Below are 14,896 nucleotides of genomic sequence, written 5' to 3'. Positions count from 1 at the left end.
GATTAATGTCTCATTTTTTGCTCAGTCGTGTTTTGCTCTTCCACTTCAACAGGTTGTTTTGGTGGCCAGAAGAAATCACTTGGTCGGGTCAGGAAATGGGTGATGACCAATTTAGCCAAGGGTTTCCACTGTGAGAAGCGAACACGACGCGCACGCAACGCGACAATAATCGTCAGGGTAAAGCTGACAAACAGGTTGGTGAGACCAATCAACATAACGCCCAAAAATGACACGATGATTAAACCAAGGTCAGGTGTGCCGCTCACTGTCATTAAGCCCTGAATGAAATTGGCGGATGCAAAGGCAATATGACGGATATCCAGCGGCAGGCCTAAAATAAAACCGATGGTTCCCATACTTCCCAGCATAATCCCGAACAGGAAGTTACCTGCCAAAGCCCCGAGATTGGTTTCAATATAGTTGGCAAACTTGTCTAGTCGTGCCTGTCCCATCCAGCGTTTTAGGCGGCGGTGCTGTTTTAGACGGGGGCCAACCTTTCGGTAGACTGCCAGATTATCGAAATAGCCCGCAATCAGGCCTGAAAGAAATAAACAGACACCCGCAATTGCCGCATGGGGGATAGCCAGCGAAGTAAATGGATTTAAATCATGTAGTGTCTTGGCTGCCTTAATAGGGGAAAGTAACGGTTCCCCCAGATTGTACTGCCATAAAAAGGTAATTAAGGCCGCTACAGGAATGGCGATTGAAATATTCCCCAGAATTGCAATGAATTGAGTTCGGATAATATTGATAATCAAAGCCGCCAGTTCAGCAATCTGGGCCGTTTTACTGCCTTTCTGCTGCTGTACCGTTGCCGCAAGTGCCGCGGCTGTCATCGCAGGTTGTTTGGTTGCAACCGTAAAATGCAGCACATGGATCAGCATGAAACCTAGACCATAATTCATGCTATATAAAAATGCATGCATAAATGGAGCAAGTACCAGGCGGGTCGTTAAAATTTTCAAGGTGGCCATGACGGCAATAATTGCGCCTGCACCTGCCGCCGCCTTATACATGCCGAAAAAGCCTTTTTTATCGGTACTTACATAATGTTCACCTGTTTTACTGGCATTTTCGGTGACTTGCAGGGCAATCAATTCACTGGTTGAATTTAACAGGTGACGAACACTTTTTTCATCATAATGGGCCTGGGTCAGGTCAGTAATTAACTGTCCCAGTGCGATATAGTGGAAATCATTTTTACTGGCAAGCAAACCAAGCAATAATTCAATGCGGTCAAGCGCCTGCTCCAGTAAGGACAATAAATAGGTCAGGCTGATACTGACCCCAATGCGCTTGGTTGCCCGACGGATCTTGAGCACAACCTCACGGCATTGGTCCAGCATCACAAAGGCCTGTGACGCATCGGGAGGAGCAAGAACCGCAACTGTATCCTGCTGGTGCATCTGCTGTTTATACTTTTCAATGAACTCTACAATTTCACGGTTCTGAACCAGAAAAGGTGACTCATATTCAATAATGTCGGGTTGTGCATTAATAAATTCTGGATACAGACCAATACCACTAATCCGATAGGACAACACGGTAATGGCCTTGATCAGGTCAGTTTTACACACCTGTTTTTCATTCGTGTTGCTTTGGCTTTCACCAATCAGGTTGAAGAGGGTAATCCAGTCCTGATTTTCGATCAGGTCCAGCCATTCTCCATCACTTTGCTCATGAAAGACTTTGCCAACGAGGGTTTTAAGCTGGTTGCCATCCTCCACTAAAGGCAGGAAATGTGCGCCAAGACGTTGCCCAAGCTGATTCCAGAAACCATCCAGCGAAAGAATGCCGCTGTCGGCATAGAGGCTGATCTGTTTGTACTGGCTGATCAGCTTGAGCAGGAAATTCTGGAGTAAAGTTGCTGAAGTGGGAGTCAGCAAAAGAATTTTGATCAATGCATGAATTCGCTGTTTGACTTCTTCAGCATCATTCGGTTTTTTTGGTCGTATGCAGTTGACCAGTTCAATGAGGATCTGCTCATTGGCAAGAAGACTTTCAGGAACAGCTTCAGGATGGTCAAGCTGTTCCTGCATTTTTAAAAATAAATCAGATAAATTTAAATGCATAGGCACTCAGAAAAATTATTGTAGTCGATGTAAGGCCATTAAGGTCAGGTTCATCAGTGCCTGGCGATATTCATTATCTGGAAGTGCTTTAAGCGCTTCTAAAGCGGCATCCGTTTCTTGTTGGGCACGTTTTTGACAGTAATCCAGGCCACCTGAGTGATGAACAATTTCAATCACTTTATCCAAATGTTCCACACCGCCTGTTGCAATGCTGCGACGAATAATCGCATGGTCATCACCAGTGGAGTGGGCCAATGCTGAAATTAACGGTAAAGTCGGTTTGCCTTCCATTAAATCATCACCAATATTTTTACCCAGTGTTTCCGCATCGGAGGTGTAGTCTAAGATATCGTCAATAATCTGAAAGGCATTGCCAAAGTGACCCGCAAAGCGGCGTAGTGGCTCACGGTATTCTTCAGTACCCGCCAAGATAGCCGCGCCTTCAGTTGCCAGTTCAAACAGGCGTGATGTTTTACCATGAATAATTCTTAGATAGGTTTCTTCAGTGGTCTCTGGCTGGTGCTGGGACTGAAGCTGTAAAACCTCACCTTCCGCAATCTCACAGGTTCCTGTGGAGAAATCCTTGAGTAAAGTGATGTTGTTTAAATCCACCAGTAAATCAAAGGCACGCGCAATCAGGAAGTCACCGACCAGAACGGCGGTCTGGTTGTTCCAGGTTGCATTGGCAGTGGGCCTGCCACGGCGCAGGCTGGACTCATCCACAACATCATCATGTACCAGTGTCGCGGTATGCAGCATTTCAATAATGGCAGCCAGATGCTGCGCATGCTGCATATTGGCTACACCACATGCACGTGCCGCAAGTAGGCACATGATCGGGCGCATACGTTTACCGCCAGCCTCAACCACATGCTTGCTGACTGACATGACCAGGCCAACCTTGGAGCTGATTCCTTCATTGATCAAATGATCCATCGCAGCAAAATCTGTCGCTACTGGAGAGAGAATGTCTTGCTTAAAATCGATAACCATATGAAGAAAAACCTCGTACAGGTGAAATATAATGTTAAGTGTATCAATGTGTCTGTTGCTAAACAGTTATACAGGCTGTGTAATCAGTCATTTAAATCATTGCGATGATTTTGGGGCTTTCGTTAGACAAAAAAGTGGTCTTTAATAGCCAAACCCAAGCTTTATACCATAGTATGTGTGACTTTATATGAACACAGTTTGTTATTGTCGCAATTGGTTTTTTAGAATGTATTGCAAAACCCGATCAGAATCAATAAAAACAACGTATTCTCAATCTGTTTGATTTTATTATGAAATCCATAGCTCATTTGTTGATCGGCGCATTTGTGCAAAATCACTTGTTTTTTGATCAATTTTCACTTAAAATCTATCGCCTTGTATAACCCCAGTGGCGTTCGTCTTAAGATCGGTATATCCCTTTATCGGCACGACGACACGGGCATGTTGGAGTACATTATGTACGCAGTAATCCAAAGCGGTGGTAAACAGCACCGTGTTGTTGAGGGTGAAACCCTTAAAGTAGAATTATTGAAAGCTGAAACTGGCGCGACTATTACGTTTGATGATGTATTAATGGTTGTAAACGGTGACAACATTCAAATCGGTGCTCCAGTTGTAGCTGGCGCAAAAGTAACTGCAGAAGTAGTTGGCCATGGTCGTCACGACAAAATCCGCATCATCAAAATGCGTCGTCGTAAACACTACCGTAAGCAACAAGGTCACCGTCAATGGTTTACCGAGTTGAAAATTACTGGTATCGCAGGCTAACACAGGAGTAAATAGACATGGCAACTAAAAAAGCCGGTGGATCGACGAAGAACGGTCGTGATTCGAATCCTAAGATGTTGGGTGTTAAAGTTTACGGTGGTCAAACTGTAACTGCTGGTAACATCATCGTTCGTCAACGTGGTACTGAGTTCCACGCTGGTGCAAATGTTGGTATGGGCCGTGACCATACTTTATTTGCTACTGCTGACGGCGTAGTGAAATTTGAAGTGAAAGGTCAGTTTGGCCGTCGCTATGTAACTGTTGAAGCTTAAGCTTTAATGGTTCAGAAAAACCTGCTTTGAGCAGGTTTTTTTATGCATGGCGTTTTTCAATACTTAAGATTTAGCTGGATTTCTTTCCAAATCTCCCTGTCTTAATATCGTCATAGGCCTGTAGAATTTCATCATAGGTGTTCATGACAAAAGGGCCATGACCATTGATGGGTTCATGTAGGGGCTGGGCAGATAGAAATAGTATATCGCAATTTTCCAGTGCCGTGATTTCAACATCTGTACCTAAGGCTGACATGACGGCCATTCCTTGTTCTTCTAAAAGGTCTTCATCAGTCGCAAACCGAACTTTGCCTCTACGCAAATAAATCAGTGTTGTGTCACCTTGACCGGCTGGAAGTATCATCTGATGTCCTTTTTTCAAATGTAGATCAAGCACATTCATGGGTGTAAATGTCTGTGCAACCCCTTGTGTATTTTGAAACCCGCCAGCAATGACCCGAACATAACCTGCATCGTTTTCCAATAAGATTTTAGGAATAGCGTGGTCAGCCAAGCCCTGATAACGTGGTGCCAACATCTTATCTTTGGCTGGCAGGTTGACCCACAATTGCACCATCTCAAAGTTGCCACCCCGTTCGCGAAATTCGGGACTAAACTGCTCGATATGCTCTACCCCTGAAGCAGCGGTCATCCACTGCACATCACCAGCTTTAATGATCCCGCCAGCACCTGTTGAATCCTGATGCTGCAATTCACCTGCAAAAACGAGGGTCACAGTTTCAAAACCACGGTGGGGATGCTGATTCACGCCTTTTTTATTACTTTTCGGTGCTAAACGACCTGGTCCCAGATGATCCAGAAGTAGAAATGGGGAAGTGGTATTGCCGAGTTCATGATAGGAAAATACAGATAGTGCAGGATAGAAGTCACCAATGGCAAATCGGGTATCATTACGATGGAGAAAGGCAAGGCTTTTCATAATATATTTCTTGCATTGAATCACTGTGTGTTCATACAAATATAGCATGCCATACAATTCGCGTTGATCCCTATGCCGAGGTTTATAAGACAGGTATCATGAATATCGGATTATTGAGTAAAAAGCAGTTTTTTATACTTACAATCTCTACATAAAGGCAGAAACTTCATACATAATGCAGGACTTTGCGACACGAAACACACAAAACCTGTGTATTTCTTCATTTTTTTCGTGATCAAAAACAGTAAGATGTCGTCATAACAGTAGAAATCTGATAGAAGGTTCATTTTATGAATTTCGTAAAAAAAATAGCTTATGCCGCAACATTAAGTGCCATCACGCTTGCCCCTGTTGTGGGAAGTCAGGTGTTTGCCGCACCTGTGGCTGCATCGGCTCAGCAGGCAACTAGCAGTCTGGTACAGCAGTTGGCTGGCCTGCAACGATTGACCGCAGATTTTGAACAAAGCACCAAGACCACCAATAATAAAACTGTACAGAAAAAAGGCTTAACAGCCCAGCACATGAATCAGACCTTTAAGGGTGTGATGAAAGTTGAGCGTCCTGGAAAATTCTATTGGGAAACCACCAGTCCCGCGAAACAAACCATTGTGACCACAGGCAAGGTGGTCTGGATTTATGATCCAGATTTACAGCAGGCGGTACGCCAAAGTCTGGATGATCAGGTGGCCAATACGCCTGCACTATTATTGTCAGGTAATACCAACCAGATTATGGATGCTTACCGTGTCACCCAGCCTGACCGAACCAAGCTGTACTATACCTTGTATCCAAAACAGGAGGATGGCGCATTCCAAAGCCTAACCATTAGCTTTGGTGCCAATAAGGCGCCGAACTTGATGGTGTTGCAGGATTCCTTGGGCCAAACCACTTATGTGCGTTTTAGCAATATTAAGGTGAATCCAGCTATTCCAGCATCGGTCTTTAACTTTGAACCGCCAAAAGGTACAGATATTATTGACCAGTAATGAATTTGACCATGTTAGGGTCTGTTGACATTTCAGCCATGCATTGCGTTATAGGCTAAAACCACACAAACAAGGCATGAAACGTAGGCAATGGCGACTCCCTTGTCAAGTTTCATAACGAAGTTTGGGGCAGTTTTAGCCATAACCCTGTGGGACAGGGACATTTTTTGCCGCTACTGCGTTATGTCTTGCTCATTTAGAATGACTAAATTTCGCAAAACATGCCTTGTACCGTCTAAAAAACGTCCTCTGTCGCAAGCATCTGTGAAATGTCAACAGACCCTAAAAAAGCCGCATCTGTTGCGGCTTTTTGCTGGGCGCGATATAGATACATTTCTTAATTTCATCTAGCTACAAGGCTTTGTATAGTGAAGAAAAATTCTGGAGACTTGCATAGCGATGAAAATAGTAAAAAGATCACAATTGATTCCACTCATTCCAATACTTACGGTCATTGCACTTGCTGGCTGCCAACCTAAAAAGGAACAATCGGCAGCTACTGCTGAAAAAGTCGATATTCCATTGATTCAGGCCAAAGTTGTGGCGGTCAAGATTCCTAAACAAAAGTTGTGTCTGGAAGATGGTTGTACCAGTTATGACCTGCAAACGGTAGAGACCAAGCAAAAATGGATTGATGAATATTTTATCAATCGTATGAAAAAGGCAGAGCCGAATGCCTTTGCCAACATTGCAGACCAAAAAGTCAAGGTGCCAGCGGATGAACCCTCGCTTAGTGAAAGTAGCACCTATGTGCGTTTTGTAGGGCAAAACTATAATTTGGCGACTTTTGCAATTCAGACCTATAGTTACCCTGCGGGTGCGGCACATGGCATGTCGCATCAGGAATTTGTCAATTTTGACCTGTCCAATAAAAAACACATTACTGTAAGTGAATTGGTTAAACCTGACATGAACCAAAAACTACGCGATGAGTTATATGCCTCGAATCAGAATTGGCTGGAGGACCATAACATCAAGAAAGAGCAGTTGCAGGTCAGTGACAACTATTATTATGGTGTCAATGGGATAGTGTTTGTCTATCCGCTGTATGAGTTGGCTTCGTACGCCGAGGGGATGAGCGAGCTGACCCTGCCATATTATGCCGCCAAACAGTTTATTAAGCCGCAATATCTGCCAAGTCTGCCGAAAGAGCCTGTTTAGCCAGTATTCAGCATCGACATATCGTGTGTGGATGCTGAGTCTTTGTTGTCTATTACTGTATTTTTTCAGGTTAAAGCCTTACACTATAGCCAGTTTTTTTCTATTCATGATTGATTATGATCGACCCAAAATTACTCAGAAATAATATTGAAGCGGTCAATGCCGCTTTGGCAAAACGTGGTATTCAGCTTGATGTTCAGGAATGGGCGGATTTAGAGGCGCGCCGTAAAGATTTACAGTCCAAGGCTGAAAACTTGCAGGCAGAGCGTAATGCGGGTGCCAAACAGGTCGGTCAAATCAAAAAGTCAGGTGGTGATGCTTCTGAGATCATGGTACGTATGGCTGCCATTGGTGATGAAATCAAGGCTGCTGAAGTGGCTTTGGCTGAGCTGCAAACTGAGCTTGAGCAGAAGTCACTGGCGATTCCAAACTTGCCAGATGAGTCTGTGCCTGAAGGGAAAGATGAGAGTGACAACCTTGAAATCTTAAAGTGGGGCACACCGCGCCAGTTTGACTTTGAAATCAAGGATCACACCGATCTTGGTGAATGGATGGGTGGTCTTGAGTTTGAAACCGCAACCAAGCTGACAGGTTCACGTTTTAGTGTATTGAAAGGGCCTTTGGCTCGCCTACAACGTGCATTAACCCAGTTCATGCTGGATACGCATACGCTTAAAAATGGTTATACCGAAGCTTATGTACCTTATCTAGTCAATGCAGATAGCTTACGTGGTACAGGGCAGTTGCCTAAGTTTGAAGAAGATTTGTTCAAGCTTCAAGGTGAGAAAGAGTATTACCTGATCCCAACCGCAGAAGTGCCTGTCACCAACTTTGTGCGTGACGAAATCTTGGATGCTGACCGTTTACCACTGAAATATGCAGCGCATACCCCATGTTTCCGTAGTGAAGCAGGTTCTTACGGGCGTGATACTCGTGGCCTGATTCGTCAGCATCAGTTTGACAAGGTTGAAATGGTGCAAATCGTGAAACCAGAGCACTCAATGCAGGCACTGGAAGAGCTGACAGCACATGCAGAGGGCATTTTGCAGGCATTGGGTTTACCTTACCGCAAGATTTTGCTCTGTGGTGGTGACATGGGCTTTGGTTCAACCAAGACCTATGACCTGGAAGTGTGGGTACCAAGCCAGAATACTTACCGTGAAATCTCAAGCTGCTCAAATATGGGCGATTTTCAGGCACGTCGCATGAAAGCGCGCTACCGTGTTGATCAAAAGAAGATCGAATTGGTGCATACCTTGAATGGTTCAGGTCTGGCGGTGGGTCGTACCTTGCTTGCAGTGATGGAAAACTATCAGCGTGCTGATGGTTCAATTGAGGTTCCAGAGGTTTTACGTCCATATATGGGCGGTGCAAGCTATATTGATTAAACTGTGCATCCATTTTGTGCATAGTTTTTGCTTTAGCCCAATCAGATTTAAAATTTAGAGGCATATCGTGGAAATTTTCCCAATCTCTTTAAAGTTGCAGCAGCAACGTTGTCTGATTGTTGGCGGTGGGCATATTGCCTACCGTAAAGCAAGTTTATTAGTGAAGGCAGGTGCGATTGTCGATGTGATTGCACCTGAGATTGAGCCTGAGTTACGCCAGCTTATTTACAAATCAATGGGGCAATATATTCAGGCTGTTTTTTCTGAAAGTATTCTTGCTACACGTTATCGTTTGGTGATTGCCGCAACCGATCAGCCTGAAGTGAACAAGGCGGTCTTTGAACAATGCGAGCAGCGCAATATTCTAGTCAACAGTGTTGATGATATTCCGCATTGCCGTTTCATGGTTCCCGCGATTATTGACCGTTCACCTTTGGTGGTTTCGGTGGCATCCAATGGCGCATCGCCCGTTTTATCCAGACAACTTCGTACCCAGATTGAAACGATTGTGCCGCATGGCATGGGTAAACTGGCTGAGTTTTCAGGTCTTTGGCGTAAACAGGTCAAGGAAAAGATTTCCAATCCAGATGAACGCCGTATCTTTTGGGAGAACCTGTATGCCAGCCCGTTAAAGGAGCAGGTGTTCAATGACAATCTGGATGTGGCGAATGATCTGATCCAGCAGGCGTTGACTGAATGGACGGCTCCAAAAGGTGAGGTGTATCTGGTGGGGGCTGGACCAGGTGATCCTGAACTTTTGACCTTAAAAGCCTTACGCTTAATGCAGCAGGCGGATGTGGTGATATATGACCGCTTGGTGTCTGCGCCGATTCTGGAACTCTGCCGCCGTGATGCGGAAAAGATTTATGTCGGTAAGGCACGCTCCAATCATTCCGTTCCACAAGAGGGTATTAATGCCTTATTGGTGGAGTATGCACAAAAGGGTAAACGCGTTTGCCGCCTGAAAGGTGGTGATCCATTTATCTTTGGACGTGGTGGTGAAGAAATTCAGGAGCTGGTTGAAGCTAGTGTCACTTTTCAGGTTGTGCCTGGAATTACCGCCGCATCGGGTTGTTCCGCATACGCAGGGATTCCGCTGACCCATCGTGATTATGCACAAAGTGTTCGTTTCCTGACTGGGCACTTAAAAGAGGGTTCACCAGAATTACCCTGGAATGAACTGGTGTATGAAAATCAGACCTTGGTGTTGTACATGGGCTTGGTGGGCTTGGAGCGTATTTGTGAGCAACTGATTGCTCATGGTCAACGTCCAAGTATGCCTGTTGCCTTGATTTCCAAAGGTACAACGCCTGAGCAGAAAGTGCTGGTGGGTACATTGGCGGATATTGCAGCCAAAGTGTCTGAACATCATATCGTGGCACCGACCTTAACCATTATTGGTGAGGTGGTGAGTCTGCGTGAACAGTTACAATGGTTGTAGGGCGCATGATTGCGCCCTGACAAAGTGAGAGAAACAAGTGATTCATGTTGTCCTATACGAACCTGAAATTCCTGCCAACACAGGCAATATCATTCGTTTATGTGCCAATACAGGTGCGCAACTCCATTTGATCAAGCCTTTGGGCTTTGAACTGGATGATAAGAAGCTGAAACGTGCAGGCCTGGATTATCACGAATGGGCAAGAATGCAGATTTGGGACAACATCGAACTTTGCCTCGCCGATTTAAAGGCAAAGGATATTGGCATTAATGATATTTTTCCATTGACCACCAAAGGTTCTGCCACACCACATACAGTAAATTTAAATCGTCCTGTCGCCTTGTTGATGGGACCTGAAACCCGTGGCTTGCCTGAACAGGTGCGGCTGATGTTTCCGCAGGAAAACTGGATTCGTTTACCTATGGCTGAAAATTCAAGAAGCCTGAACCTTTCCAACGCAACCGCGGTGATTGTTTATGAAGCCTGGCGGCAGCAGGGGTTTAAAGCACTGACCTGATTGTTAAAAGTTTTTATATATCACCATAGGGACTTGCCACGACTAGAATATAACCGTTTGGATCTTTAAACCAAATCTCCCGATGATTTGCATTAGGATTGTATTTAGGCCCCTCTAAAATCTCGACTTGATGGGCTTGTAATTTATCAACAAGCTGATCAAAGTGAGCACTCTCAAACCACAACAACACACCATTTCCAACAATTCGTTCAGGCTTGCCAATATGCGGATGCTCATGTGCCTGCCATTGGTGTAGCTGTAGCACCATGCGTTGTTCAAACAGCAACTGTTCATATTCCTTGCCGCCGTGACCGCTTTGCAGGCCGAGTATTGTTTGATACCACCGACTGGTTTTTTCAACATCTGCAACGGCAATTAAAGGTTGTGGATACATATTGAACCTCACATTTCTTGTTGTTGTGTGGCATCAAAACGCTGCTGGGCCGAGATCACCTGCTCAATATTGCTTTCCGCCCAGTCTTTCAGTTGATATGCCATTTTCGCCACTTCAATCCCTAACAAGGTTAATGAATAATCGACACGGATGGGAGAAGTGTTTTGTACCCGCCTTTCAATAAAGCCATCGCGTTCAAGCATTTTCAGTTTTTGTGAAAGGACTTTGGGGGAAATCCCCTGAATGTTCTTTTTCAATAAATTGAAATGCTGGGTTTCCTGGGAAAGGATATTGATGATCAACAATACCCACTTGTCCGCAATTTTTTCAAAAAATAATCGGGCAGGACAATGTTGCTGATAAATATCATATTTTAATGCCTGATTCATGTCTGGAACCCTCAATTTTCCCATTTTATAACCCTAGTTACCAATTGGTAACTAATTGACACCTAGTTTCTAAAATATATCATTAAATCGAAGTTTTGAAAAATTTAGGATACTCCTATGTCAAAAATCGCAGTTGTTTACTTTTCTGGTTATGGTCACACCAAAGTCATTGCTGAAACCTTTGCTCAAACCATTGAGGCATCTTTAATCGAAATTGACCAGAATGGTGATATTACCGAACAGGATTGGCAAACTTTAAATGATGCACAGGGCATTGTCTTTGGGGCACCAACCTACATGGCTGCCACACCTTGGCAGTTTAAGAAGTTTGCCGATGCGTCCTCAAAAATCTGGTTTACACGTGGCTGGCAGGACAAGGTGTTTGCAGGTTTCACCAATAGTGCAAGCCTGAATGGGGACAAGCAGGTTACCCTGATTCAATTGCAAACTCTAGCTTCACAGCATGGGGGTATCTGGGTAAGTTTGGGTCTGCTTCCAGCCAACACCAAGGCTGCTACACGTGAAGATATAAACAACTTGGGTGGTTCAGTGGGGTTATTGGTTCAGTCCCCCTCAGATGCAGGTGTCGATGAAATTCCAGCAGGGGACTTGGAAACCGCCAAGCTATATGCACAACGGGTGAAATCAATTGTTGAAAAGCTACATGGCTAAGCTTTTTAAGGCGGTAAAAAAGGCGCATTGAGCGCCTTTTCTATTTTAACCAGTTTAACGGTCATCAAACTCATTATGCTGAGGGGCATTGTATTTAAAGCCTTTGGTTTTATAACCAAGGTATAAAATACCGAACATTGCCCACCATAAGCCATATTTCAATGCCGTGTCTTCAATTTCAAGCCACATGGCAAAAACGCTGAGAAAGCCCAAGAGCGGAATAATCACAAAGCTCACAATGTCCTTGAAGTTCTTGGTACGGCCATCACGTAAGGCATAACGTGAAATCACGGACAGGTTCACAAATGTGAACGCAATCAGGGCACCAAAACTAATCATGGAAATCACCACATCCAGACTCATGAAACCTGCACTTAATGCCACCAATCCAACAATCAGAATGTTATAGGATGGCGTAAAGGTTTTCGGGCTGATATGACCAAAGATTTTCTTGTTAATGACACCATCCCGACCCATCACATACATTAAGCGTGATACACCTGCATGGGCAGAAATCCCTGATGCCATGACCGTCACAATCGCAAAGGCAAGCACATAGGACTGGAATAACGAACCACCCACCAGCAACAGGATGTCAGGCTGGGTTGCGGCAACATCCTCAAAATAAGTTTTAGGATCATTCGGGAAGTAGATTTGCATAAAGTAGGTACTGATAATAAACACAATACCTGCAAATAATGCAGTCAGGAAAATCGCTTTAGGCAGCGTCTTTTCAGTGTCCTTGGTTTCTTCGGCCAGAGAGCTGAGCGAGTCAAAGCCCGTAAACGAGAAGCACAGCAGGGTTGCACCTGTAATCAATGCCCCTACAGAAGTCAGGTCATTCCAGAATGGTTCCAGGCTCCAGAGCTGGTAACGGGTTTCTGCGGTAATTGGCCCTTCAGCATTATATCCCATCTGTAGCTTGCTATAGACCAGATAGGTGAATACAGCAATCACGATAAGCTGGACGAGGACAATCAGGCTGTTAAAGTTCGCCACAAAACGTGCACCACGTAGGTTGATGCCAGTCATAAAGGCGGTCAGGACAATCACCCAGACCCAGTGGTTTACATTCGGGAATAATGCGTCAAGATAGATGCCTGCCAGAATGATATTGACCATTGGTGACAGCAGGTAGTCCAGCCATGATGACCAGCCCACCATAAAGCCCACGTTTGGATGGATGGATTTTTGTGCATAGGTATAAGCCGACCCTGATGATGGGTAACGACGAATCATGTGACCATAACTGATCGACGTGAATAAAATTGCAATTAGGGCAACAATATAGGAGGTCGGAACATGATGATGACTTTCTTCCGATACCAGTCCGAAAGTGTCAAACAAAGTCATGGGTTGAATGTAGGCTAAGCCAATAATGATAATGTGCCAGAGACCTAGCGTTTTTTGCAGCTTAGCTACCGATGGAGTCCCAGAGATATTTGTCAACGGCGTTATCCTCATAATCGTTGATCAAGGATCAGCTATGGTTTAAGGATCGTTTGAGACGAAAACGATCCCCCCTATAGAAAAAAAGAAGTTCGCCAATCTATCGTAAATTGATGAACATTGTCAGTACTTTTACGCTTTTTTTAGCAATTTTTTTGCCAGTTGTGCAGAGAAACAGATGAATAAAAATTCACTGAAATGAAAAAAGCCCCGATCATTGGGTCAGATCAGGGCTCATAAATGATAATTATTTATCTAAATAAATGAATTACCAAGCTTTTTGTAGAATTGTACGTAGATCCTGCAAACTTGCTTCTTTCGGATTGTAAATGATAGAACCATCATTTAACGCTTTCTCAGCCACTTCATCCAACTGTGCTTCAGTTACCTTACCTGTTTCACGCAGGGTACGTGGTAGCTTGGTGAGGCTGAATAGGCGGTCACGCATGGTTAAAATGGTTGCAATCGCTTTATCTGCACGCTGGCTGGCAGGTGTTTGTGCATAAATGTCTGCACCTGCAAGTGGCAGTAATAATTCACCAATTTTATCGCCATTGATCTCTTTGTTATATTCAAGCACATATGGCAGGAATAGGTTCATGCATAAACCGTGGGGCAGGTGAGCCACCGCACCCAAGGCATGGCCAAGTGAGTGAACCAGACCAACCATTGAGTTGGAGAATGCAATACCCGCCATGGTCGAAGCCTGTGCCAACTCTAAACGGCCTTGGGCATCACTAGGGTTGTCCAGCACCTTGAACAGGTTTTCACTGATCTTCTTGATTCCTGCACTTGCATAGGCATCACTTAATGGATTCGCTGCTAAACAGGTGTATGCCTCAACACAGTGCGTGAGTGCATCCATTCCAGTCATTGCGGTTAAGTGTGGTGGCAAAGTCAAGGTCATGCGTGGGTCAAGAATCGCAGCATGAGGCATCAAGTAGTAAGATGCAAATGCCAGCTTCACATTACGCTGGGTATCTGATACCACGGCAACCATGGTGACTTCAGAGCCTGTACCAGACGTGGTTGGAATTACGAAGAATGGCTTTAATGGTTTTGGAAGATTATGCGCACCAGAGTATTGAAGCAGGTCATTGCCACCCTCAGACACAAGGATGTTGGTTGCTTTAGAGGTGTCAATCACTGAACCGCCACCAATCGCAATAATCGCATCACAGTTTTGCTTACGGTAAAGTTCCGCTGCCTGACGTACCACTTCCAGGCTTGAATCTGGTGGAACGTCATCAAAGATTGCGCCAATCACGGCATCAGTGGTGCTGAATGCCGCCTCGATTGGGCCAAGTAAACCGTTGGCGCGCACACCTTTATCGGTAATGATCATTGGGCGTTTTGCGCCTAAAGTTGCAAGCTCAAACGGGATATGCTCTAACGCGGCGTTACCAGCAATTACCTTTACAGGACAGAAAAATTCGTAATAAGGCTTAGCCATG

The 14,896-nt window shown here is 44.7% G+C and carries 15 protein-coding genes; 8 read left to right on the top strand and 7 right to left on the bottom strand.

Annotated features, from left to right (window positions below; genetic code table 11):
* Window positions 1–2 precede the first annotated feature (2 nt).
* Together QLH32_RS06870 and sdsA are read right to left on the bottom strand one after the other, a co-directional pair.
* A complete protein-coding gene (locus tag QLH32_RS06870) occupies window positions 3–2,072 on the bottom strand; it encodes a site-specific recombinase (protein ID WP_283268816.1) in 2,070 nt (689 codons plus the stop codon).
* Between the two features lie 15 nt (window positions 2,073–2,087).
* Window positions 2,088–3,065 carry an All-trans-nonaprenyl-diphosphate synthase gene (gene sdsA, locus QLH32_RS06865; RefSeq protein WP_267982207.1) on the bottom strand — a complete coding sequence of 326 codons (978 nt, stop codon included), beginning with the start codon at window positions 3,063–3,065 and terminating at the stop codon, window positions 2,088–2,090.
* A 456-nt stretch (window positions 3,066–3,521) separates the two neighbouring features.
* Here sdsA and rplU point away from each other — a divergent pair, with 456 nt between their 5' ends.
* On the top strand, window positions 3,522–3,833 hold the full coding sequence (rplU, locus tag QLH32_RS06860) for a 50S ribosomal protein L21 (RefSeq protein ID WP_004652230.1): 312 nt from the start codon (window positions 3,522–3,524) through the stop codon (window positions 3,831–3,833).
* Between the two features lie 17 nt (window positions 3,834–3,850).
* Window positions 3,851–4,105, top strand: coding sequence for a 50S ribosomal protein L27 (gene rpmA, locus QLH32_RS06855; RefSeq protein WP_004640422.1), 255 nt, complete (start codon window positions 3,851–3,853; stop codon window positions 4,103–4,105).
* A 70-nt stretch (window positions 4,106–4,175) separates the two neighbouring features.
* Here rpmA and QLH32_RS06850 read toward each other — a convergent pair whose 3' ends face one another.
* Window positions 4,176–5,045, bottom strand: a complete 870-nt coding sequence (locus QLH32_RS06850; RefSeq protein ID WP_283268810.1) for a pirin family protein — start codon at window positions 5,043–5,045, stop codon at window positions 4,176–4,178.
* Window positions 5,046–5,335: 290 nt separating this feature from the next.
* Between QLH32_RS06850 and lolA the strand changes: the two genes are divergently transcribed.
* From lolA to QLH32_RS06825, 5 genes are all read left to right on the top strand, one after another.
* A complete protein-coding gene (gene lolA / locus QLH32_RS06845; protein WP_283268808.1) occupies window positions 5,336–6,031 on the top strand; it encodes an outer membrane lipoprotein periplasmic chaperone LolA in 696 nt (231 codons plus the stop codon).
* Window positions 6,032–6,430: 399 nt separating this feature from the next.
* A complete protein-coding gene (locus tag QLH32_RS06840) occupies window positions 6,431–7,192 on the top strand; it encodes an RsiV family protein (protein WP_283268806.1) in 762 nt (253 codons plus the stop codon).
* Between the two features lie 116 nt (window positions 7,193–7,308).
* A complete protein-coding gene (gene serS / locus QLH32_RS06835) occupies window positions 7,309–8,580 on the top strand; it encodes a serine--tRNA ligase (RefSeq protein ID WP_283268805.1) in 1,272 nt (423 codons plus the stop codon).
* A 67-nt stretch (window positions 8,581–8,647) separates the two neighbouring features.
* On the top strand, window positions 8,648–10,021 hold the full coding sequence (cysG, locus tag QLH32_RS06830) for a siroheme synthase CysG (protein ID WP_283268804.1): 1,374 nt from the start codon (window positions 8,648–8,650) through the stop codon (window positions 10,019–10,021).
* Window positions 10,022–10,058: 37 nt separating this feature from the next.
* Window positions 10,059–10,538 carry a tRNA (cytidine(34)-2'-O)-methyltransferase gene (locus QLH32_RS06825; RefSeq protein WP_283268803.1) on the top strand — a complete coding sequence of 160 codons (480 nt, stop codon included), beginning with the start codon at window positions 10,059–10,061 and terminating at the stop codon, window positions 10,536–10,538.
* 13 nt (window positions 10,539–10,551) lie between these two features.
* On the opposite strand, the gene QLH32_RS06820 is transcribed toward QLH32_RS06825, so the two are convergent.
* Window positions 10,552–10,932, bottom strand: coding sequence for a VOC family protein (locus QLH32_RS06820; protein ID WP_283268802.1), 381 nt, complete (start codon window positions 10,930–10,932; stop codon window positions 10,552–10,554).
* An 8-nt stretch (window positions 10,933–10,940) separates the two neighbouring features.
* Entirely contained in the window at window positions 10,941–11,321 is a 381-nt protein-coding gene (locus tag QLH32_RS06815; protein ID WP_283269300.1) for a winged helix-turn-helix transcriptional regulator, read from the bottom strand.
* A gap of 117 nt (window positions 11,322–11,438) precedes the next feature.
* Between QLH32_RS06815 and QLH32_RS06810 the strand changes: the two genes are divergently transcribed.
* Window positions 11,439–11,993, top strand: a complete 555-nt coding sequence (locus tag QLH32_RS06810; protein ID WP_283268800.1) for a flavodoxin family protein — start codon at window positions 11,439–11,441, stop codon at window positions 11,991–11,993.
* A 54-nt stretch (window positions 11,994–12,047) separates the two neighbouring features.
* On the opposite strand, the gene QLH32_RS06805 is transcribed toward QLH32_RS06810, so the two are convergent.
* Together QLH32_RS06805 and QLH32_RS06800 are read right to left on the bottom strand one after the other, a co-directional pair.
* Window positions 12,048–13,457, bottom strand: coding sequence for an APC family permease (locus QLH32_RS06805; protein ID WP_267982244.1), 1,410 nt, complete (start codon window positions 13,455–13,457; stop codon window positions 12,048–12,050).
* A 253-nt stretch (window positions 13,458–13,710) separates the two neighbouring features.
* Window positions 13,711–14,895: an iron-containing alcohol dehydrogenase gene (locus QLH32_RS06800; RefSeq protein WP_283268798.1), complete on the bottom strand. Its 1,185-nt coding sequence runs from the start codon at window positions 14,893–14,895 to the stop codon at window positions 13,711–13,713.
* Window position 14,896 lies beyond the last annotated feature (1 nt).

It is taken from the genome of Acinetobacter corruptisaponis (genome assembly GCF_030053775.1).
In the GTDB taxonomy this organism is placed as follows: Bacteria; Pseudomonadota; Gammaproteobacteria; order Pseudomonadales; family Moraxellaceae; genus Acinetobacter; species Acinetobacter corruptisaponis.
Note: the sequence above shows the minus strand (reverse complement) of the source record. Positions and strands in the feature narration are given on the sequence as shown.